The organism is Bradyrhizobium sp. Pha-3 (genome assembly GCF_042258325.1).
Classification (GTDB): domain Bacteria; phylum Pseudomonadota; class Alphaproteobacteria; order Rhizobiales; family Xanthobacteraceae; genus Bradyrhizobium; species Bradyrhizobium elkanii.
Map to the genome: position 1 here is coordinate 4,259,393 of NZ_CP170151.1, position 21,524 is coordinate 4,280,916.

General features: G+C 65.0%; 20 protein-coding genes. 6 read left to right on the forward strand and 14 right to left on the reverse strand.

What is annotated here, in order from left to right; all coding sequences use genetic code 11:
- The first annotated feature begins 2 nt into the window (after nt 1-2).
- The gene (gene gmk, locus ACE10X_RS19730; RefSeq protein WP_038383703.1) at nt 3-656 is read left to right on the forward strand and encodes a guanylate kinase; all 654 of its coding nucleotides are present in this window, start codon (nt 3-5) and stop codon (nt 654-656) included.
- 162 nt (nt 657-818) lie between these two features.
- On the opposite strand, the gene ACE10X_RS19735 is transcribed toward gmk, so the two are convergent.
- The 8 genes from ACE10X_RS19735 to lptF form a co-directional block, all read right to left on the reverse strand.
- Nucleotides 819-1,883 (reverse strand): hypothetical protein, encoded by a 1,065-nt coding sequence (locus ACE10X_RS19735; RefSeq protein ID WP_304555613.1) that lies wholly within the window; start codon nt 1,881-1,883, stop codon nt 819-821.
- 291 nt (nt 1,884-2,174) lie between these two features.
- Nucleotides 2,175-3,233, reverse strand: coding sequence for an alcohol dehydrogenase (locus ACE10X_RS19740; protein ID WP_038383705.1), 1,059 nt, complete (start codon nt 3,231-3,233; stop codon nt 2,175-2,177).
- 19 nt (nt 3,234-3,252) lie between these two features.
- Entirely contained in the window at nt 3,253-4,107 is an 855-nt protein-coding gene (gene rsmA, locus ACE10X_RS19745) for a 16S rRNA (adenine(1518)-N(6)/adenine(1519)-N(6))-dimethyltransferase RsmA (protein WP_038383706.1), read from the reverse strand.
- Nucleotides 4,108-5,109 (reverse strand): 4-hydroxythreonine-4-phosphate dehydrogenase PdxA, encoded by a 1,002-nt coding sequence (pdxA, locus tag ACE10X_RS19750; RefSeq protein ID WP_038383707.1) that lies wholly within the window; start codon nt 5,107-5,109, stop codon nt 4,108-4,110.
- A 17-nt stretch (nt 5,110-5,126) separates the two neighbouring features.
- Entirely contained in the window at nt 5,127-6,074 is a 948-nt protein-coding gene (locus ACE10X_RS19755) for a SurA N-terminal domain-containing protein (RefSeq protein WP_304555612.1), read from the reverse strand.
- A gap of 86 nt (nt 6,075-6,160) precedes the next feature.
- Complete coding sequence (locus tag ACE10X_RS19760; protein ID WP_051002891.1) at nt 6,161-8,578, reverse strand: LPS-assembly protein LptD; 2,418 nt, start codon at nt 8,576-8,578, stop codon at nt 6,161-6,163.
- 77 nt (nt 8,579-8,655) lie between these two features.
- The gene (lptG, locus tag ACE10X_RS19765; protein WP_038383710.1) at nt 8,656-9,753 is read right to left on the reverse strand and encodes an LPS export ABC transporter permease LptG; all 1,098 of its coding nucleotides are present in this window, start codon (nt 9,751-9,753) and stop codon (nt 8,656-8,658) included.
- Nucleotides 9,750-10,916, reverse strand: a complete 1,167-nt coding sequence (gene lptF, locus ACE10X_RS19770) for an LPS export ABC transporter permease LptF (protein ID WP_038383711.1) — start codon at nt 10,914-10,916, stop codon at nt 9,750-9,752. The genes lptG and lptF overlap by 4 nt, the downstream gene beginning before the upstream one ends.
- Before the next feature lie 371 nt (nt 10,917-11,287).
- Between lptF and ACE10X_RS19775 the strand changes: the two genes are divergently transcribed.
- The 3 genes from ACE10X_RS19775 to ACE10X_RS19785 all read left to right on the forward strand — a co-directional run bounded on the left by ACE10X_RS19775 (nt 11,288) and on the right by ACE10X_RS19785 (nt 13,918).
- Nucleotides 11,288-12,793: a leucyl aminopeptidase gene (locus ACE10X_RS19775; protein ID WP_038383712.1), complete on the forward strand. Its 1,506-nt coding sequence runs from the start codon at nt 11,288-11,290 to the stop codon at nt 12,791-12,793.
- A 15-nt stretch (nt 12,794-12,808) separates the two neighbouring features.
- Entirely contained in the window at nt 12,809-13,261 is a 453-nt protein-coding gene (locus tag ACE10X_RS19780; RefSeq protein WP_028335176.1) for a DNA polymerase III subunit chi, read from the forward strand.
- A gap of 102 nt (nt 13,262-13,363) precedes the next feature.
- Nucleotides 13,364-13,918 (forward strand): hypothetical protein, encoded by a 555-nt coding sequence (locus ACE10X_RS19785; RefSeq protein WP_375764465.1) that lies wholly within the window; start codon nt 13,364-13,366, stop codon nt 13,916-13,918.
- Here ACE10X_RS19785 and ACE10X_RS19790 read toward each other — a convergent pair.
- From ACE10X_RS19790 to ACE10X_RS19810, 5 genes are all read right to left on the reverse strand, one after another.
- Nucleotides 13,915-14,229: a hypothetical protein gene (locus ACE10X_RS19790; protein ID WP_038383714.1), complete on the reverse strand. Its 315-nt coding sequence runs from the start codon at nt 14,227-14,229 to the stop codon at nt 13,915-13,917. The two genes, ACE10X_RS19785 and ACE10X_RS19790, sit on opposite strands and share 4 nt — an antisense overlap.
- The gene (locus ACE10X_RS19795; RefSeq protein WP_038383715.1) at nt 14,226-15,329 is read right to left on the reverse strand and encodes an IS5 family transposase; all 1,104 of its coding nucleotides are present in this window, start codon (nt 15,327-15,329) and stop codon (nt 14,226-14,228) included. The genes ACE10X_RS19790 and ACE10X_RS19795 overlap by 4 nt, the downstream gene beginning before the upstream one ends.
- Nucleotides 15,330-15,661: 332 nt before the next feature.
- The gene (locus ACE10X_RS19800) at nt 15,662-17,524 is read right to left on the reverse strand and encodes an ABC-F family ATP-binding cassette domain-containing protein (RefSeq protein WP_038383716.1); all 1,863 of its coding nucleotides are present in this window, start codon (nt 17,522-17,524) and stop codon (nt 15,662-15,664) included.
- Between the two features lie 107 nt (nt 17,525-17,631).
- Nucleotides 17,632-17,802, reverse strand: coding sequence for a hypothetical protein (locus tag ACE10X_RS19805; RefSeq protein ID WP_162832413.1), 171 nt, complete (start codon nt 17,800-17,802; stop codon nt 17,632-17,634).
- 224 nt (nt 17,803-18,026) lie between these two features.
- Nucleotides 18,027-18,278, reverse strand: coding sequence for a hypothetical protein (locus ACE10X_RS19810; protein ID WP_038383732.1), 252 nt, complete (start codon nt 18,276-18,278; stop codon nt 18,027-18,029).
- 346 nt (nt 18,279-18,624) lie between these two features.
- Between ACE10X_RS19810 and ndk the strand changes: the two genes are divergently transcribed.
- Nucleotides 18,625-19,047, forward strand: coding sequence for a nucleoside-diphosphate kinase (gene ndk, locus ACE10X_RS19815; protein ID WP_016847423.1), 423 nt, complete (start codon nt 18,625-18,627; stop codon nt 19,045-19,047).
- Between the two features lie 110 nt (nt 19,048-19,157).
- Nucleotides 19,158-19,997, forward strand: a complete 840-nt coding sequence (locus tag ACE10X_RS19820) for a TerC family protein (RefSeq protein WP_028344814.1) — start codon at nt 19,158-19,160, stop codon at nt 19,995-19,997.
- A 24-nt stretch (nt 19,998-20,021) separates the two neighbouring features.
- Here the strand turns inward: ACE10X_RS19820 and ppx are convergent, their stop codons facing one another.
- Nucleotides 20,022-21,524, reverse strand: coding sequence for an exopolyphosphatase (gene ppx, locus ACE10X_RS19825; protein ID WP_038383718.1), 1,503 nt, complete (start codon nt 21,522-21,524; stop codon nt 20,022-20,024).

A 21,524-nucleotide genomic window follows, 5' to 3' on the forward strand; every position in this document is an offset into this window, starting at 1 on the left:
TGATGACGGCGCAGGGTTTTGACGGCGTTGAGCGGCGCGGACTGATGTTCGTCCTGTCGTCGCCCTCGGGCGCCGGCAAGACCACGCTGTCGCGCATGCTGCTGGAGCGCGAGCCGGGCCTGAAGATGTCGGTGTCGGCGACGACGCGGCCGATGCGACCGGGCGAGGTCGAGGGCCGCGACTATTTTTTCGTGGACAAGAAGAAGTTCGAGACGATGGTCGAGCACGGTGAACTGCTCGAATGGGCCACCGTATTCGACAACCGCTACGGCACGCCGCGCGCGCCGGTCGAGGCTGCCCTATCGGTGGGGCAGGATGTTCTGTTCGATATCGACTGGCAGGGCACCCAACAGCTCCACCAGAAAGCCAGCGCCGATGTGGTGCGGGTGTTCATCCTGCCGCCGTCGGCCGCCGATCTCGAGAAGCGGCTGCATACCCGGGCGCAGGATTCGGAAGAGGTCATCCGCGGACGGATGAGCCGCGCCAGTCATGAGCTGAGCCATTGGGCGGAATACGACTACATCGTCGTCAACCACAATGTCGACGACGCCTTTGCCGAGGTGCAGTCGATCCTGAAGGCCGAGCGCCTCAAGCGCGAGCGCCGCACCGGCCTCACCGAATTCGTGCGCGATCTGCAGCGTCAGCTCGAGAAGTAGCAGGTTGAAGCCGTGACGCGATCGCGGGGGATCGCATCACGGTCATTTCCTTCAGCGCACGCTAAAGCGCGATGAAATCCGGTTGGGTCGTCATCGCGCTTTGGCTTCTTGTTGGGGCATGATCTTTTCGGAAAACCGCTTCACACGTTTCCGGATCATGCCTTAGTTCGCAGCGCTGCGCGCAAGCCGCTGTAGCATTGCGGCGATCTGCTTGTTGTCCTGCTCTCTTTGGTCCCGATCGCGCGCAGTCTCCCGGCGAGCAGCCGACGTCTCGGCGCGGCGTGGAGCGGGGGGCGTCTCCGCGCGGCGCGGAACGGGTGTCTCGGCGCGGCGCGGCGCAGCCTCGGACAGACGCAGCGGACGGTCCCGGCTGACAACTGCCATCGGGGGCGCCGGCTCGGTGTGCAGCGAATCCCACGGCGCGTGCCACTCGTCCTCGGTCTGGTAGGGCGCCGAGCGCCTGCGGGTCAGTCCGAACACCAGCGCGCTGACCATGCCGGCCAGCGCCAGCGCGCCGACCATCACGATCAGCAACATCTGCGTCGACGACGATGATTTCTCTACGGACGCCTCGGCTGTGGCGGGGGCGGCAGGCGCCGGCGCGGCCGCCTGTTGCGGTGTCGCGTCAGCCTGCGCGACCACGGTCGGCGGGTCCGCGGCGCGCCGGGTTCCGTTGGTTCCGGCCATGCTCGATGCATCCAGCCACCTGGCGTTCACGTCGGACGGCTGGGCGTTGGCACCCTGTGCCGCCGGATCGGTCGCTGCTGCCGTTCCGCCGGCCTGGCTGGCGTCGGCGCTTGGCGCAGGCACGGCTGCGGCCTGCGGCGAGGGCCACTCGGCATGGGCATCGGCGACTGACTTGCGCATCGCCGGCTGCTGCGGCGCGGGCTGGCTCTGCGGCGCGGGCTCGCTCTGTGGCGGCGTCGCGTCGGCCGTTGTGGTATCGGGCGCGGCTGCCGCTGGCGGTTGCTGTGCGGTCGTGATCGCCGTCTTGGCCGCCTTGTTCTTGGCCTCGCCGAGATACCAGCACTTCTTCTTGCTGCGATCGAGATGGTAGAACCAGTGGCTTCCCGCAGGAGCGGTTCCCTTGGGCGCGGACAGACAGGTGTCCGCCGTGTTGGTGCTATTGGCCGTATTGGCGGCGGTCTGGGCCATGGCGCCGAAACTGGCGCCGGCCAGCATGCTGGCGGCAAGCGCCGCAGCGAATTTCGCTGAACGATTTGACATACGCGTCCCCGGTATCTCTTTTTTTACGCAAACGCTGGAGATCCCAATCTCGGCAAAGAGTTGGGTCGCAATGCGCCGCAAATCCGGAACGGGTAGGGCTTAATTGGGGCTCGCGGGGTGCCGCAATTGCGGCGGGCCGGTGGCCGTGGAACACGAACCGAACGATGGCTTCGTTCGACTGTCGGGTTCCACCGGAGCGGCAGCGTCCCGCCGGCGGTAGCAGCACCGGCGGGACGTCATGTCTCAGCATGATCTTTCGGAAAACCGCGTCACACTTTTCCGGATCATGCTCTAGTTCTTCAAGACGATGCGTCCAACGACCTTGCCGGCGCGCAGCTCGTCGATCCATTTCTGGACGTCGGCCATCGGCTCTTCCTTCATCGGCGTCGGCTTGATCTTGCCGGCGCGGGCGAGCGCCATCAATTCCTGACCTTCGGCCAGCGTGCCCACCATGAAGCCTTCGATGGTCATGCGCTTGTACACCCACTGCACCATCGGCAGCGTGAACTGGCCGCCCATCAGGCCGGACACCACGATCTTGCCGCCGCGCGCGACCGTCGACACCGCAAACGCCATCGACTTCTCGTTGCCGGCAAAGTCGACGACGCCGTCGAAGCCGCCGTCGCTCTCCTTCAGCATGCGCTTGACGACATCGGGCTCTGCCGGGTCATAGGCGGCCGCCGCGCCGTTCTTCAGCGCGGTCTCGCGCGCCGCGGGGCTGAGATCGGCAACCGTGATCGGCTGCTTGAACATCGCCTGCGCGAATGACAGGCCCATCATGCCGACGCCGCCGAGGCCGATCAGCAGCAAATTGCGCTGGCGCGGACGATCGACCAGGCGCTTCAGCGCGCCATAGGCGGTGACGCCGGAGCACATCAGGGTGGCGGCCTGGTTGACCGGCAGCGGATCGTAATCGAGCAGGTATTTTGCGTCGGGCACCAGCACGTGGGTGGCGAAACCGCCGTCGATCGAGACGCCGAGGAAGCGCTGCTTGACGCAGAGATTCTCGTCGCCGGCGAGGCAGTCGCGGCACTGGCCGCAGCCGATCCACGGGAAGACAGCCTTCTTCGTCCCGATCAGATCCTTCGGCGCATCGGGGCCGACCTCGTCGACCACGCCCGCGATCTCATGGCCGAGCGTGAAGGGCAGGATCATGCCGCGGGTGGTATCGAGCTTCTTGCCACCGCCGAGATCGGCGTAGCCGTCTTGAATGTGGAGATCGGAGTGGCACAGGCCGCAGCGCTCGATGCGCACCAGCACTTCGCGTCCCTGGGGCCTCGGCGTGTCGACGATGGTTTCGCACAGCGGTGCATCGAATTTGACGAGGGATTGGCGAACCATACGCGCCATTACGTTTTCTCCTGTTGTTCTATTTTGTGGCCCGTATATCGGCCAATTCCCGGGCCATGGCAACAAAGCCCGCGACCGGAATGGTTTCGGCGCGCCGTGTCGCGTCGATACCGGCTGCGGCAGCAAGCCGCGCCGGATCGACCGACAGCGATTTCAGGCTCTGGCGCAACATCTTGCGGCGCTGGCCGAAGGCGGCGGCCGCGACCTGCTCGAGCATGCGGCGGTCACACGGCTCGGGCGCGGCGCGCGGTATCAATCGTACCACCGAGGACGTGACCTTCGGTTGCGGCACGAAGGCCGCGGGCGAGATGTCGAACAGGATCTTGGTCTCGGTGCGCCAGTTGGCGAGCACCGCGAGCCGGCCATACGCCTCCTCGTCCTCATGGGCGACGATGCGCTCGGCGACCTCGCGCTGGAACATCAGCACCATCATGTCGTACCAGGGCGGCCACGGCTCGATCGACAGCCAGTCGACCAAGAGCTGGGTTGCGATGTTGTAGGGCAGGTTGGCGATGATCTTGGCCTTGGCGCCATCGAGCAAGGGACGCGGGTCAAAGTGCTGTGCGTCGCCATGCACGATCTCGATGCGGCCGGGATAGCGCTTGGCGATGTAGTCGAGCGCGGCCAGCGCCCGCTCGTCGCGCTCGATGGCGATCACGCGCTTGGCACCCAGCGCAAGCAGCGCGCGCGTCAAGCCGCCGGGACCGGGCCCGACCTCGATCACGGTGGAGTCTTCCAGCGGGCCCGCGGCGCGGGCAATGCGCGCGGTGAGGTTGAGATCGAGCAGAAAATTCTGGCCCAGTGATTTGCGCGCCGACAGCGAATGCTCGCGAATGATGTCGCGCAGCGGCGGCAGATCGTCGATCGTGCTCACTTAGCTTGATGCCGCGGCCATGCGCGCGGCGAGCCGGAGGGCGGCGATCAGGCTCGACGGATTGGCCTTGCCGGTGCCGGCGATGTCGAACGCCGTGCCGTGATCGGGCGACGTCCGGATGAACGGCAGTCCCAGGGTGACGTTGACGGCGTCCTCGAACGCGACGGTCTTGATCGGGATCAGCGCCTGGTCGTGATACATGCAGATCGCACAGTCATAGGTCTTGCGCGCGGCTGCGTGGAACATGGTGTCGGCCGGCAGCGGGCCCCGGACGGCAATGCCATCGCGGCGCAGGATCTCGACCGCGGGCGCGACGATCTCGACGTCTTCCATGCCGAGCGTGCCGTCTTCGCCGGCATGCGGATTGAGGCCGGCAATGGCGAGCCGCGGCGCCGCGAGGCCGAATCGCGCCTTCATGTCCGCGATCACGATCCGCGCGGTCGACACGATCATGTCGGTCGTCAATTGCGCCAGCGCTTCGCGGACCGACACATGGATCGTCACCGGGACGACGGCGAGGGCCGGCGACCACAGCATCATCACCGGCTGCGGCGCGCGCCCGCCGCTTGCGGCAAGCTCGGCCAAGAACTCTGTGTGGCCGGGATGCCGGAAGCCGGCGCGGTACAGCACGTTCTTGGCGATCGGATTGGTGACGACGGCGCTGGCCTTGCCAGCGGCGACATCGGCGACGGCCTGCCGGATCGACGCCAGCGCCGCATCCGCACTCGTGCCGTCGGGCTGGCCCGGTAGCGCCTTCGCCGCCTTGCCGGTCGCAACGACGGGGAGGGCGCCTGCGAACGTCGCGGATGCCTCCTCGGCGCTGACCTCGGCCAATTCGACGGCAAGCCCGAGCGCCTTGGCGCGTTCGGCAAGCGAGGCGCGGTCGCCCAGTAGATAGAACGGCGGGAGATCGAGCTCGCGGCGTCGCAGCCATGCGGCGAGCGTGATGTCGGGGCCGATGCCTGCGGGCTCGCCGGATGTCAGTGCGAGAGGTTGAGCCATGCGTCAACGATAGTCGATCATCGCCCGCCAGGATATTCGATCATCGCGGCTTTCCGGACTTCCTGCAGGTAGGCCTTCGACTTCGCCTCGTACTTCTGCACGTACATCTTGTCGCGCATCTCACGCTTCTTCGGCGTGTCGACGGTGGTTGCCTTCCGGCCGCAGAGGGCGACCATTTCGATGCCCTGCTTGGTGACCTCGGGAGGGGTGAGATGGCCGACCGGGGTCTTGTCCAGTATGTCGCGCAGCGACTGCGGCAGGTCGGCCGAGGTCTTCACGACGATCTCGCGGATCGCGGCGTTTCGCATCGACTTGAAGGAGGTGTTGGCTTCCTCGCAGCTGGTGACGCGCTCACGCAGGCTGTCAGCTTCCTTGCGGCGCCCCTCGAACTCCGACTGCGGCGCGCCGCGGGGCACGATCAGAACGACCGGCTGCATCCTGTATTCGAACGCCTCGGCCTCAGCCGCCCCTCCGGTCTCCTTGACCGCGTTGGCCACGTCCTTTTCGCCAACCTGCAGGCTTTCCTTGAAGCGGCCGCGGACCAGGCTGGTCCAGACCATGTCGGCCCTGATGCGTTGCTTCAGCGTGTCCGGGCGGATGCCCTTGCCCTCGAGCACCTTGGTGAGCTGGTCGCCGGAAAGCCGCATCCGCTGCGCCATGCCGCCGAAGGACTGGTCGATATCGCCGGCCGAGGGATCGACGCCGAATTTCTTGGCTTCCTTGATCTTCAGCTTCTCGTCGATCAGTTCGTCGAGGACGGTCTTCCGATCGGGCGTCTTGCCGCCGGTCAGCGCGTTCAGCTTGGCGCGCTGCTCGATGTCGTAATTGGTGATGGGCTCGCCATTGACCATCACGGCGATGGTCTGGGCATGCAGTCGCGCACCGCCTCCGAGCAGGAGGAAAAGAGCCAGCAGGAAACTCAACACTAGCTGATTGGGGCGCGTTGGCAGGCTAGCGGTCGTCATTATCGTCATGTCAGCCGTTTAAACCAATTCAAGCCGGAGCCACAGGCCCGCAGGCAATCCAAGCCCCCCGCCAGACCGCTCGCTCGCTACTGCATGCCAGCCGAACTGCTGGTCGTGGAGGTTTGGGCGATCGTCCGCAGCCCGATCTGGAACATGAACGCGTGGCTGAGGACGGGCGGCGTCGAGCCGGCCTGATAGGTATAGGACGTGACATAGTTGGCGGCCAGCACGAAGCAGTCGTCCACATAGCCCGCGCCGAACGCGTACTGGTTGATTTTGTTCGCTTCAAGGTCCCAGCGCGCCGCGCCCTGAACCACCCAGTTCGCCGCCACCTTGATCGATCCGCTGGCGAGGATGCCTTCGCGGCGCGTCAAATAGCCAAGTTCCGGCTGCGCGGCATAGTCGCCGTACATCAGGCTGACCGACCAGCGGTCGAAGTTCGCGCTGGCCTGGGCCTCGAACCGGTTGATGTTCCAGGTCGCCTCGTCCATCCGCGAGCGGACGCTGAACGTGTAGGTGCGGTTGGGCGAGTAGGCGAGGCTCGCGACATAGTCCGAGCGCGGATTCTGCAGGCCGGAATCGATGCCGGTGTTGGTGACGTCCGCGACCGCGAACGAGTTCAACCCGAACATCTGGTAGGACTGTCCGAACATCGCCTTGACGCTGCCGCCGCGATCGAACTGCGTGGTGGCCTGCACGCCGACATTGGCGCGGCTGCCGCCCTCGACGCGGTCGTAGCCGGAGAACTTGTCGACCGCGAACAGGTTCGAGGTATCGAACACCAGGCTCTGCGCGTCCTCGTTCGGAAGCTTGCCGGCGTCGGGCTCGTTTGGCCGGATGATGACCTGCGCGATCGGCTCGACGGTCGTCGTGCCCCACGGCTGCACGTTGATGAAGGGGTAGCGGTATTCGAAGCCGACGGTCGGCATCAGGCGGACCGTCTGGGTGTCGCCGACCGGCAGGAAGTTGGAAACGCCCGGCTGGTTCGAGATGTCGGCGTTGATGGCATCGGCGCGGACGCCGACGAACGGCGTCCAGATCTGGCCGAGCGGGTCGGTATAGGATTTGCGCCACTGCGCCTCGGCGGTCAGCCTTGTGTAGGTGCCCGGCATGCCGCGCAGCAGGCACTGTGACGGCGTGCGCGCCATCGGGTCTGCGGATGTGGTCAGGCACAGGCCGTTGGTGTTGGCGGTCGTCGTGATCGGGTCGAACACCGCGGTTTCGCGGGTCAGGTTGGTGAAGTTCACCTTGTAGCTGAACTCGCCACCGAAGATCGGGCTGTTGATCACGTTGTTGTAGTCGATGACAGGCGCGACCACCGGAACCTGGTTCTGGTTGCCGGAGTAGCTGAGATAATAGATCGCGCGCGCGTCGAAGAAGCTGCGGTTGCCGACGCCGGTCAGATAGAGCTGCGAGATCGCCTCGGTCGGCAGCGACAGGAACGATCCGAACGGGTCCTTGTACTGGGCGAGCCGGTAATCGGACATGAAGTAGTAGTCGGACAGCAGCACGCCGTCCCAGCCCCAGGTCCACTTGTCGTTCAGCGCGAACTGACCCTTGGTCTCGATGCCGCCGCGGAACTGGCGGTCGCCGGGCTGGCCGGCGAAGGCGCCTTGATCGAGCTGGTCGATGCCGTAGAGCCGGATCTGATAGGCGCCGTTCGACAGACGCTGGCGGAATTCGCCCTGGAACAGCACGCCCTGCTTCGACGTGATGCGCGGATTGAAGGTCGCGTCGAAGTCCGGCGCGAGCGCGAAGTAATAGGGAATTTCGACGCCGACGCCGAACGCCGAATACGTGGTGAAGCCCGGCATCAGGAAGCCGCTCTTGCGCTTCACAGTCGGATCGGGCGTCGAGAAGTAGGGCAGATACGCCATCGGAACGCCGAAGAATTCGAGCTGGGCGTTCTCGAAATAGAGCATCTTCTCGGTCTGGTTATGGATGATGCGCGCGCCCTTGACCTGCCAGAGCGGCGGCTTCTTCGGATCATCCTTACAGGGCGCGCAGGCGGTATAAACGCCGTTGTCGAACACCGTGTAATTGCCGCTGGACCGATCGGCGCGGGTCGCCGCCATGCGGGTCTGGTCTTCAGTGTCGACGCGCAGCGAATCGACGAAACCGTCGCGGTAGTCGTCGCTGAGATCCAAGATGTTGGCGTAGGTGATCTTGCCTTCCGCATCGGTCATGCGGATGTTGCCTTCGGCATGAAGACGCTTGGTCTTCTGGTCGTAGATGACCTTGTCGGCCTCGACGCTGGTGCCGTTGTAGAACATCTGGACGTTGCCGACGGCCGAGATGCGCTGGTTGTTGTAGTCGTAATCGACCTCGGTCGCCTGGACCAGCATCTGCCCATCATTCTTGGCCGGCGGGCGGGGCGGCTTCGGCGGACGCGGATTGTAGGTGAAGGCCTGCGCGGCAGCCGGCGTCGACGCGACAACGTCGAGCGCGCTGACCACGACGAACGCGGCGAGGAGAGCTGAGATCGAAACGCCAAACGCGGCCATGCGGCTCCGTTGACGGCGCAGGACACTGCGCCGCCCGAGAGCAGGCGACCTCAACTGGCGGGCGGCGACGATAGCCACTACCCGTCCTCCTGGTACAGCAAGGCTAAGAAACCGGTGAGGCTGCCCACAACGACGGGCAACCACGCCGCAGCGATGGGATGCATCAACTCAGCCTTGCTCAAATCTTCAGTTACTTTCGACAGCACGTAGAGCAGAAAGCCTGCGCCCACGCCACTCAAAACCATCTTCTGCACGCCGCCCATCCGAAAGAAGCGGAGGCTCACAGAAGCCGCCAACATCACCATCGCAGCCAGCAAAAACGGCTGTGCGATGAGCTTGTGATACTGCAAGCGATAGCCAGCCGTCGCGAACCCTGAGCTCTCCGACGAACGGATGTAGTTCGGCAGTTGCCAAAAGGACACAGTTTCCGGGGTGGAGAAACTGTTGCGCACCTGTGCCGGGGTAAGGGTGGTGGTCAGGTAGAAGGTGTCCTGATCCACCGGAGGCTTATCGAGGGTGAATCGGCGTACTCCCTTGAACACCCAACGGCCGTCTTCGAGCGCCGCTTCGCGCGCTTCGATTCGCTCCTTGAACTGGAGCGCCGTATCGAATCGGAACACGGTGAGGCCGGTCAGCCGGACGCCCTGCTGCTCGCTGCGGGCCGCATTGATGATCGCCTGACCCTCGTCGTTGATCTGGTTCAGCCAGAAGCCGGACGCGTCCTGAATGCCGCCGCCGGGCGCCGAGCCGAACAGTTCGGCCTCCATCCGTTTGGAGAGCTCGCGCAGATTGGCCGATACCGGATTGTAGGCGGTGGTCGCGAAGATGCCGAGCACGATCGCGCTGGCCAGCGCCGGCGAGATGAATTGCCAGGCCGAAACGCCGGCGGCGCGTGCCACGACGAGCTCCAGCCGCCGCGACAAGGCGAGGTAGCAGGTCATCGCGCCGATCAGCACGCAGAACGGCATCAGCTTCTCGAGCAGCTGCGGCACCCGGAACAGCGAAGTCTCCGCCACCGTGATCGCGGAGGCCGAGACGAGGCCCGACGTCTTGCGCACCATCTCGATGTAGTCGACCAGCACGAGCAGCACGAAGATGCCCGCGAACACGCCCACCGCCGCGACCACGAAGCGGCCGGCGAAATAACGCCCGAGCGTGTTTGTGACCATGCTCATGCGGTTGCCGGCCTCCGGAAGAGGCGCGCAATGCGCTCGTTGTTCCTGTTGATCGCTTCCATCAGCCGCGGCGGCGCTTCGACGACCACGCCGCCGACGATCATCCAGATGCCGATGCCGATGCCGCCGAACAGCATCAGATACTGCACCAGCGCTGCGAGCGGCGTCTTCACCGCCATGACGGAGCAGGCGAACCCGACCATGCGCAGGCCGAACACCGCGAATACCGAGCCGCCGATCGAGAAATTGCGGCTTTGGCGCGTGGTGCGCGGCGCGCCGAGGAAAGCGAAGGTGAGGGCTGCGAACGCAAACGGATAGATCGGCGCCATGAAGCGATCATGCAGCTCCGCGAAGAACTGGCCCGACAGCTGCTGATAGGTCTTGTCTTCCTCGTCCGGCCACATCAGCTCCCAGAGATAGCGCTCGCGAATCCCGAGCGTGACGTCGCGGCCCTGCGAGAATTTCGACATGTCGAAGGCGTAGCGGGCGAATGCGACCAGCGCCGGATCGCGCTTGCCAACCTCGAACCGTTGGAGATTGCCGTCATAGAGCACGAGGTACGAACCTCGATCGGTCTTCTGCACGGTGCCGTGGTCGGCGATGATGGTGACGCGCTCCTGCGGATCGCGGCGATCGTCGACGAAGACGCCGCCGAGCACGCCGCCGGGCAGGCGCTCGCGGATGCGAATCGTCAAGTTCTGGTCGAGCTGGGCGAAGCGGCCGGGCTGCAGGATGTTGGTCAGCACGTCGGCGGTGATCTCGGCGTCCCACTGCTTGATTCGGCGCATGCCGTCGGGGGCGAGATAGGCACCGATGAAGGCGACCAGGGCCGCCACCACGCAGGTGGCAAGGAAGAACGGCCGGAACAGCCGGATCGGCGAGAAGCCCGCCGCGTTCATGACGATGATTTCGGAATCGGTCGCGAGCTTGTTCAGCGTGTGGGAGATCGCGATCATCAGCGCGATCGGGGCGATGATCAGCACCAGGGCGGGAATCACAAGACCGGTGATGCCAAGGAAGGTGAGGATGGTCTGACCCTGGCTGGTCATCAGGTCGATGCCGCGCAGCGCCTGCGTAATCCAGATCACGCCGGTGAGGCTGACCAGGACAAGCGCAAACGACGCCAGCGTCGTTTTAAAGATGTACTTGTCGATCGACCCCATCGCTACCGCATGACCCCCAAAGGCCCCCTGCACGCAACCAAACGCACGGCTTTCGACCATCCCCGTCAACCCGGGTTCCCCTATGGTCGAGCCGCGGACCCGTCCGGCTCACTCTCTAGTCACTCTCTCACTACCATCCCTTTGATCCGTCAACAAAATGGCCGAGCCAAGGCACGCTTAATTTATGGTTAATTAATCGCTTTTGTGGCCTTCCGGTCACTCCGGCGCTTGGCAGCGACGCAGCCGACAGGTCATAGTGCACGACAAGCCCGGTCCGGGCTGGTTCCGGACCGCCATCGCAATGCTCACCCCGCGTGCCGGAAGGACCGCCTCAGGTCCGAGCAACACCCTGAGTTCTGGAGGATTTTCCTATGTCCGACGCCGTCAAGGTCGGCTTTGTCCCATTCTCCGCGTCCGCTCGCGGTATTCTGGTCGCCTTTTGCGACGAGCAATTGAAGCTGGGAGCCACCACCCGGAAGGCGCTGGGAGCCGCCGCCGAGACGGTCAAGCGGGCCGCGGCCGCCAACCAGTTCAAGGGCAAGAGCGGGGCAATCCTCGACATCCTGGCGCCGGAGGGAATCAAGGTCGAGCGGCTGATCGTGATCGGCACCGGCAAGGCGGCCGACCTCAAGGAGAAGGATTTTCTCAAGTTTGGCGGCGCGGTGGCCGGCAAGCTCAATGCCGGCAGCGGATCGATGACCGTGGTCGCGGAACTGCCCGATGCCGCGATGGTCGCCGGCGAGGCCGCCGCGATCGCCACCGGCATCCGTCTGCGCGCCTACAAGTTCGACCGCTACAAGACCAAGAAGAAGGACGGCGAGGACGGCGCCGCCCTGCGGGCCGACGTCTCGATCGCCGTCGGCGATGTTGGCGCCGCCAGGAAGGCCTATGCGCCCGAAGCGTCCGTCGTCGACGGTGTGAATTTGGCGCGTGAGCTCGTCAACGAGCCGCCGAACGTGCTGTATCCTGAGGAATTCGCGCGCCGCGCCAGCCAGCTTCGCAAGCTCGGCGTCAGCGTCGAGGTGCTCGACGTCAAGGCGATGACCAAGCTCGGCATGGGCGCGCTGCTCGGCGTCGCGCAGGGATCGGCGCGGTCCGGCCGCACCGTGATCATGCGCTGGAACGGCGGCAAGAAGAGCGAGACGCCGGTCGCGTTCGTCGGCAAGGGCGTCTGCTTCGACACCGGCGGCATCTCCATCAAGTCGGCCGGCGGCATGGAGGATATGAAGGGTGACATGGGCGGTGCGGCCTGCGTGGTCGGGCTGATGCACGCGCTCGCGGCGCGCAAGGCCCGCGTCAATGTGGTCGGCGCCATCGGCCTTGTCGAGAACATGCCCGACGGCAATGCGCAGCGTCCGGGTGACATCGTCACCTCGATGTCCGGCCAGACCATCGAAATCATCAACACCGACGCCGAGGGACGCCTCGTGCTCGCCGACGTGCTCTGGTACGTCGCCAAGAAGTTCAAGCCGAAATTCATGGTCGATCTGGCCACGCTGACCGGCGCGATCATGGTCGCGCTCGGCACCGATCACGCCGGCATGTTCTCCAACAACGACGAACTCGCCGAGCGCCTGGCCAAGGTCGGCCTCGAGACCGGTGAGAAGGTGTGGCGCATGCCGCTCGGTCCCGAATACGACAAGCAGATCGATTCGCAATTCGCCGACATGAAGAACACCGGCGGGCGCAACGGCGGCTCGATCACGGCAGCGCAATTCCTGCAGCGTTTCGTCGACGGCACGCCGTGGGCGCACCTCGACATCGCCGGTACCGCGATGGGCGCGCCGAAGACCGAGATCAATCAGAGCTGGGGTTCGGGTTATGGCGTCCGGCTGCTCGAGCGGTTGGTCTCCGACTACTATGAAGCCGGGAAATAGAGTGTCGGCCGGCGCATGACCGAGGTTCTGTTCTACCACCTGCAGAACATGACGCTGGAGAGCGTGCTGCCGCCGCTGCTCGAGAAGTCGCTCGAGCGCGGCTGGCGCGTGGTCGTGCAATCGACGTCGCAGGAGCGCGCCGAGACGCTCGACGCGCATCTTTGGACCTACAGCGACGATTCATTCCTGCCGCACGCGACCTCGCGCGTTGCCGACGCGCAGGACCAGCCGATCATCCTGTCGATCGAGGAGGGCAACCCGAATCGGGCCAATGTCCGCTTCCTGGTCGACAATGCGGCGCTGCCGGCCGACTGCGACAGCTACGAGCGGGTGGTCCTCGTGTTCAATGGCGACGACCCTGACGCGGTGGCCTCGGCCAGGGAAAGCTGGACTGCTTGCAAGGCGCGCGGCTTCGAGGTCACCTATTGGCAGACCGACGAGCGGGGACGCTGGCAGCGGCGCCAATAGCGATAGCTACTAATTAATGATAATTCGACGTTTCTTGGGGCGGGCCACGGTCATGCCGCAAAGTGATGTTCGGACAAGCCCTTAGGTGAAGGGGTAGGAGCTTTGTCGATCGTGCAGGACGGAACATTCAGTCGGAAGTCTCTGTTGGCCTTGCTGGTGCTTGCACCGGGACTTGCCGGCTGTTCGGGCGCCGGATCCGACTTGTTTTCGCGCGATGCGGAATGGTTCTCGCGTCCCGGGCGGGTGTTCATCCGCAACATCTCGATCGAATCGCCGCCGCTGACGCCGGACAAGCCGGTGACGAACGACGATCTCGTCAGTGCCGACGGCAGCTGTCCAGGCATGGCGCCGCCGCCGGGCGCCGCCGATGCCAACGCGCAGGCCGGCGGTGCACCGCCGCCGCAGCCAACCGGCGGCAGCGTTGCACTCGGCCACACTGAATGCGACGTCGTGCGCGGCATCGGTGCTCCCGACAGTGTGAACCTGTCCAATGGGCCGGGCGGCGAGCGTGTTGCGGTCGTGACCTGGTCGCGTGGCGCGCGCGCCGGCATCTACACGTTCTCCTCAGGGCGCCTGTCGTCCGTCGAGCGCGGTGCGGACCCTGTGCCGGAGCCGAAGCAGGCGAAGCCAAAGAAGAAAAAGACCTCGCACGGCTAGCAGGCTGTTGAAGAAGTCTTTGTTCGACGTGCGATGAATGGGATGTCGTCGCCGTTGAGGAGGCAGATTTCGCCTTGGAGTGAGCCATCATCTTGCAGTTCGGCCCAGCCGTCACCATTGGCTGGCTCCATTTCGTCGTTTCCCTGCCAGCCGAACTCGACGATATCGCCGTCGCCGGCTCCATAAATTGAGCCGGCAAGGCAGTCGATGGCGAACTCGCCGCCATCCGCGTCGAACAGGATGTAGGCGCCCGCCAAGGCCATGTCGTAGCCGGGTGTCTCGACGACCCGCCATCTGCCCCGGACGCTCATGCCGGTGCCGCCAGGAGCTTGGGCAGCCGGATCAGGTTGTAGGCCGCAAGCGCCAGGACGAAGACGGCATCGACCCGGTCGCGGCCTCGCAGTTTGACCTTGGCCAAGCCAGCGGAACTCTTGATCCAGCCAAACACTTCTTCGATGCGTTTGCGACAACGCTGGCTAACGTCGTAACCACTGTGGCGTGTGGTACGCGCGTCAATTGCCGTCTTGCGCCGCTTGCCGGTCTTACTCAGATGTCCGTCGATCGCGATATGCGGAGTGACCGACCTGTCTCTGAGATCGTGCACGAACTGCGAGACGTCATAGGCCTTATCGGCCCCCAGAGTGATCCGCTTCGCGCACCTCCGCCTGTCGATCATGGCAAGCGCGCTCTCCCGCTCGGCGATGCCCGTCGCTTGGCTCACTCCACCCAAAACCGCCAAACCATTGCGGTTCTCCATCAAAGCATGGCCCATATAGCTCAGTTTGGCCGGCTGGCCGTCACCCTTCTTGTAGAGCCGCGCCTCAGGATCGGTCGTGCTCTCATGGGTCTCGTTGGATCGCTTCTCCTTGTGGAAGCTGCGCTCGGCATTGCGTCCCGGACCATCCTGGTCTTTGTCGCGGCCATTTTTCTTCCGGAAGCTCTTGATCGAAGCCCAGGCTTCAATCAGCGTACCATCCACCGAGAAGTGATCGCTCGATAGCAGACGCTTGACCTTTGGCTGCGCCAAAAGCGCGTTCAGGAACTTGGCCGCTATCTCGCCTTCGAGCAGCCGGTCGCGGTTCTTCGAGAAGGTCGAATGGTCCCAAACCGCATCGTCCACCCCAAGCCCGACGAACCAGCGGAACAGCAGATCGAACTCTATCCGTTCCATCAGATGCCGTTCCGAGCGGGCTCCATAGAACGCCTGCAGGAGCATCGCCCGAAGCAGCTTCTCCGGTGCGATCGAGGGGCGACCGAAGTCCGTGTAGAGCTTGCCGAACTCGCCAGAAAGATCGTCCAGCGCCGCATTCGCCAAGTCCCGGATCACCCGGAGCGGATGGTCGGCTCGAACCCGAGCCTCAAGGTCGACATAACTGAAAAGCGACCCGGACCGTTCGTCACTTCCACGCATCGCACCCCCTAGATCAATCCAGATCCTAGAGGATCACGATCCAAACCGCTTCGCCACAGACTTCTTCAACAGCCTGCTAGAGCATTTTCGCCGGCGGCACGTCGACGCCCGCATGCGCGGACATGATACCAGAAGAAATGAGAGCCTTGGCTGCCTCCACACGTCCGTCCCTGCCTGGTGCGCAATTGCGCACGGGAGCACGGACCCATACTCCGCGGCGGATGTGGTTAAAGGGACTCGTCGTTCGACGATCGGGCAACAATGACCATCTGTGGTTATGGGTCCCTGCTTTCGCAGGGACGACACCGAATATGTGGCTCGGTGAGTCAAATCTAATTCGCCGCCTCGTCGAGCTCGGCGCTGGCTTCCAGCCAGTCTTCCTCGGCGCGCTGTAGCGCGCTCTCGGCGCCGGCGCGCGCCTTGGTCAGTTGCGCGGCCTGCTTGGGGTCGCGCGTAAAAATATCGGGCAATGCGAGCGCGGTATCGATCTTGGCGATGATGCCGTTGATGCGCTCGATCTCGGCCTCGGCTTGCGCGACCCGCTGCCTGGGTGAAGCACGCTTCTCGTTGCGGGCGCGCTCCAGCTTGGCGGGCTCCTTGACGCGCTCGCGCGAGGCCGGCCGGCCGTCATTGGCTGACAGGATCATGCGTCGATAGTCGTCGAGATCGCCGTCATAGGCCGTCACGGTCTGGTTCGCCACGACCCACAGGCGGTCGGCGCAGGCCTCGATCAGATAACGATCGTGCGAGACCATCATGACCGCGCCGGGGAATTCGTTGATCGCCTCCGCCAGCGCCGCACGGCTGTCGATATCGAGATGGTTGGTCGGCTCGTCCAGGATGATCATGTTCGGGCCGTAGAACGTGGCAAGCCCCAGCAGCAGCCGCGCCTTCTCGCCGCCCGACAGGCTCCTCACCAGCGTGTCGCCGGCCTTGCCGGAGAAACCGATCGCGCCGACGCGGCCGCGCACCTTGCTCTCCGGCGCCTCCGGCATCAGCTTGCGGATGTGATCATAGGGCGAGCCGTCGAGATTGAGCTCGTCGACCTGGTGCTGGGCGAAATAGCCGACCGACAGCTTGTCGGCCCTCGTGATCCTGCCGGCAAACGGCGCGAGCTTGCCCGCCAGCAGCTTGACCAGCGTCGACTTGCCGTTGCCGTTGGCCCCGAGCAGCGCGATGCGGTCGTCGGTATCGACGCGCAGCGTCACGCGATTGAGAACGGGCTTGCCGGGTTCGTAGCCGACCGAGACGTCGTCGACCGCGATGATCGGCGGCGACAGCAGCTTCTCCGGTGCCGGGAACGAGATCTCATGAACATCCTGGGTCACCAGCGCGGTGATCGGCTTCATCCGCTCCAGCATCTTCACGCGCGACTGCGCCTGCCGTGCCTTCGATGCCTTGGCCTTGAAGCGGTCGACGAAATCCTGCAGGCGCTTGCGCTCATCGGCCTGCCGCTTGGCGTGCTTGGCGTCGAGCAGTTCGCGCGCGGCGCGCTGCTCCTCGAACGAGGAATAGGTGCCTTTGTAGAGCGTCAGCTTGCCGCGATCGAGGTGCAGGATCTGATCGACCGAAGTGTCCAGGAGATCGCGGTCATGGCTGATCACGATCACCGTGCGCGGATAGTTGGCTAGGTGGTTCTCGAGCCATAACGTGCCTTCGAGATCGAGATAGTTGGTCGGCTCGTCCAGCAGCAGAAGGTCGGGCGCGGAGAACAGCGTCGCCGCCAGCGCGACGCGCATGCGCCAGCCGCCGGAAAATTCCGCGCACGGCCGCGCCTGGTCTGATGTCGAGAAGCCGAGGCCGGAGAGGATCGCCGCGGCGCGGGCGGGCGCGGAATGGGCGTCGATGTCGACCAGCCGGGTCTGGATTTCGGCAATCCGGTGCGGATCATGCGCCGTCTCGGCCTCGCGCAGCAGCGCGTCGCGCTCGAGATCGGCCTTCAGCACGACGTTGATCAGGCTTTCTGGCCCGTCGGGAGCTTCCTGCGCGAGGCTGCCGATACGCCAGCGCGGCGGGAGCGCGATGCTGCCGCTCTCGGTCGGGATGTCGCCCCGGATGGCGTGAAACAGCGTCGATTTGCCGACGCCGTTGCGGCCGACAAATCCGACGCGGGCTCCGGGCACAATTTGTACCGAACTGTGATCGATCAACAGCCGTCCGGCGATCCGGACCGAGATGTCAGTGATGGAGAGCATGCAGCGTTGTCACCGGACCCGCCGCCAAACGCAACCCGTCTGTTTGTAAAATCTCTCCCGGACGCTGTTGCAAAAACGCAATTGGGCTGCTGGTCAGCCCTCAACATCTAATGGCGATCGCGTTCCCGTCGTTGCATCTCGTCGAGGAGCTGCTGCAGGCGGGACGAAAGCGCGGGCTCTGGCCGCATGCTTTGCTGAAGCCGTTCACCCACCGCATCGCAGATGTAACGGCAGGTCTTGTGATCAATCTGATCGGCGTCCTTGTCGATCTTGCTCATTGTCATCGTCATGGCACATCTCTTGGCGAGTTCCACCTCGCGTGTTCGAGTAGCTCCTCGCCATGACAAGTCGCGACCCCGAATTTGGTTTCCGCGCCTTACTCTCGCCTTGAGGTAGTGGGCCCCATCATATGCCCGGGTTCCCTGGCGGACCTGAAAAAAAGCCCCGGCGCGAGGGCCGGGGCGAGAAGCAAGTCAGGGGAGCAGTCGACAGATTCGATGGATCAGTAGCAGCGGTTGACCAGGCGCCAGCGGGGGCCCCACGGGGTCGGCACGACGCGGCGCACGTAGCAGCCGCCGCCATAGCCATAACCGCCGTAATAAGCGGGCCCGCCGACGATGACGCGCGGGACGCCCCACCAGCCGTGGTGCCATCCACCGTGCCAACCACCCCACGCAGAGGCGGAGGTCGGGGCGAGCGCGGCGGCACCGAGCGAAACCGCGGCGACGGCGGCAAGCGAGAGTTTGCGTAACATGATCGTCTCCTCGAGGTATGGGCGCGCGCGACGCGCCCGCGGTGACATTTCCCGAGACGTCCTGTGAGGCTTGCGGATGGAGGGCCAGCAAGGCGTCCGATCACTGCAGAGCCTATGTGGGTGGAGTTGAACGGCAGCGGCACGGCGCTGACAGAATGGGTTCACCTAGGTGAAATCGCGGTAAGTTGGCCGAGCCGGCCGCTGTCCGGAGGGCAGCCAAACGACGGTTTTCGTCGTGAAAATGCGTCAAAACTAAAGGCTAACGCGTCACAGGGTCGCTTGCCGTTACCCCATCGCGCCGATATAAGCCCCGGCAACTCCCAGCCACGTTTACAAGGACGAAATCATGGCGATTGAACGCACCTTTTCGATCATCAAGCCCGACGCCACCGAGCGCAACCTGACCGGCGCGGTCAATGCGGTGATCGAGAAGGCGGGCCTGCGGGTCGTGGCGCAGAAGCGCATCCGCATGACCCGCGGCCAGGCCGAGACCTTCTATGCCGTCCACAAGGCGCGTCCGTTCTTCGGCGAGCTGGTCGACTTCATGACCTCGGGCCCGGTCGTGGTCCAGGTGCTGGAAGGCGAGGGCGCCATCCTGAAATATCGCGACGTGATGGGCGCGACCGATCCGTCGAAGGCCGCCGAAGGCACCATCCGCAAGCTCTATGCGAAGTCGATCGGCGAGAATTCGGTGCACGGTTCGGATGCGCCGGAGACCGCCGTGATCGAGATCGCGCAGTTCTTCGCAGGCAACGAGATCGTCGGCTAACGCCGTATTGCTGAAGTGGCGCGGTCTCCCGAGGGGACCGCGTCGAAACAAACCGGGGAGCGGCGGACGACCGCCGCCAGGGGCGGCCGCAAGGCCGAATAGGACTCGCTGTGGACTGGCTGTGGCAGATCTTTGATCCGGCGTACATCGGCGCGTTCTTCACCGAATTCAAGAACGAGATGGCGACGCCGACCTTCTGGGTCGCCGTCGGCAAGATCATCTGGATCAACGTCCTGTTGTCGGGCGACAACGCGCTCGTGATCGCGCTCGCCTGCCGCGGGCTCGCGCCGCGCCAGCGCCTGTGGGGCATGATTCTCGGCGCCGCCGCGGCCGTGCTGCTGCGCGTCATCTTCACCGGCATCGTCGCCAGCCTGATGGAGCTTCCCTATTTGAAGCTGGTCGGCGGACTGGCGCTGATCGTGATTGCCGCCAAGCTGCTGGTACCGGAGCAGGAAGACGAGGACAGCGTGCACGCGGCCTCGCATCTGTGGGCCGCGGTTCAGATCGTCGTGGTCGCAGACATCGTGATGAGCCTCGACAATGTGATCGCGGTGGCCGCCGCCGCCAATGGCAGCGTGCCGCTGCTGGTGCTCGGACTTGCGATCAGCGTTCCCCTGATCGTTGCCGGCGCGGCGCTGATCATGGCGCTGCTCACCAAGCTGCCGGTTCTGGTCTGGGCCGGTGCCGCGCTGCTCGGCTGGATCGCGGGCGATGTCATCGCGACCGATCCGGCCGTGCATCCGAAGCTGGACGCGCTGTTCGCCGGACCGCTCGGTGCCAAGCTCGATTCCTGGCTGACGTCGGTCGGGATGTCGCCGCAATTCGCCCATGGCGGCAACGGCGGCGAGATCGCGCTCGCGGTGCTCGGCATCATCGTGGTGCTGGTCGCGGGGTCGATCTGGCGCCGCCACGCACTTCGCAAGGCAAAGCACGCCGCCAAGGCGGCGTGAGCCCTGACCAAGGCGGCGTGAGCCCTAGCGCCGCACGATCGAGCCGACGCGCCCGACCAGCCGCGCCAATTGCTTGAAGCGGCTGCCGACGCGGTCGGCGACCAGATCCACCATCCGGTGCTCGAACACCAGCATCAGCTTGCGGCCCTGGGTGCGGAAATGGGTTGCCGGCAGCACGCCGGTGCGCGCCGCCGTGATCAGATGCGCCACGCGGAACGCGGCGCCGAGCACGCGGGCGCGCTCGTCCATCGCCGGCGTCACCAGTGCGCGGATCTGCGGCGGCGGCTCGTTTTCCTCGCTGAGCCCGGCGTAGCGATAGAACACCGACAGCGCGGCGAAGGCGCGGCCCTGATGTGTGATCGAGCCGAAATTGCCGTTCATGATCAGGCTGAGGGTTTCCTCGCCGCGATGATCGGGATGCACCCGCCAGCCGATGTCGGAGAGCAGGCAGGCGACATGCCGCAGCCTGCGGTCTTCCTCGGTCTCGCGCAGCCTGACGACGCGCACCAGCCGGTCGGTCCACGCCGTCAGCTCCTGGGCGTGGCGGGCCGAGCGCGACAGCAATTCGTTGAGGTTCTGCGCGGCGCAGAGTAGCCCATCCTTGGCGCGTTCGGCCGGCGGCAGCATCTCGTAGAGCAAGCCCTCGCGCACGCCGAAGGTCGAGAACACGATGGTCTTCGGCTGGGCCACGCGGATGATGTATTCGAGCACGAGCGCGGCGTAGGCCAATAGAGGCCGCCGGGCATCGGCGACCGACTCGATATTGGCCAGCATGTTGGTGGCCGCCAGCCGCCGCAGCCGCTGCGCGAAATCGAGCGCGTCCGCCGCCGGAATCGAATAGCCGTGCATCACCTTGAGCGGGTAGCCGCTCTGGATGATGTGAATGCGCGCCAGCGCACGCCAGGTGCCGCCGACCGCATAGAAGGTACGACCGCGGCCGGTCTTGAGCTGGGCAACGCCGAGCAACTCGTTCTTGACGATGCGTTCGGCGCGCTTGAGCGACTTGTTGGAGAGGTCCTGCAGGGCGAGGCTGCCGAGCGGCAGCGTCACGCCGCTGCGCACGCGGTTGCCCTTGACGTCGATCAGTTCAAGCGAGCCGCCGCCGAGATCGCCGACGATGCCGTTCGGGTTGTGCACGCCCGAGACGACGCCGAGCGCGGACAGCTTCGCTTCACGCGGCCCGGTGAGAATCTCGATCTTGGCGCCGCAGATGCGCTCGGCCTTGGCGATGAAGTCCGGACCGTTCTTGGCGTCGCGGCAGGCCGCGGTCGCGATCGCGTAGACGCGGCCGACCTGCTGAATCCTGCACAGCGCGCGAAAACGGCGCAGCGCGGTGAGCGCCTTGTTGACGGCATCGGTTGCGAGCAGGCCGGTGCTCTGCACCTCGCGCCCGAGCCCGCAGAGCGCCTTCTCGTTGAAGATGGTGATGAGGCTGCGCGCCATCGACTCGTAGACCACGAGACGAACCGAGTTCGAGCCGATATCGATGACAGCGACGCTGGAAGCGCGCTTCCGCGGTCGCTTCAC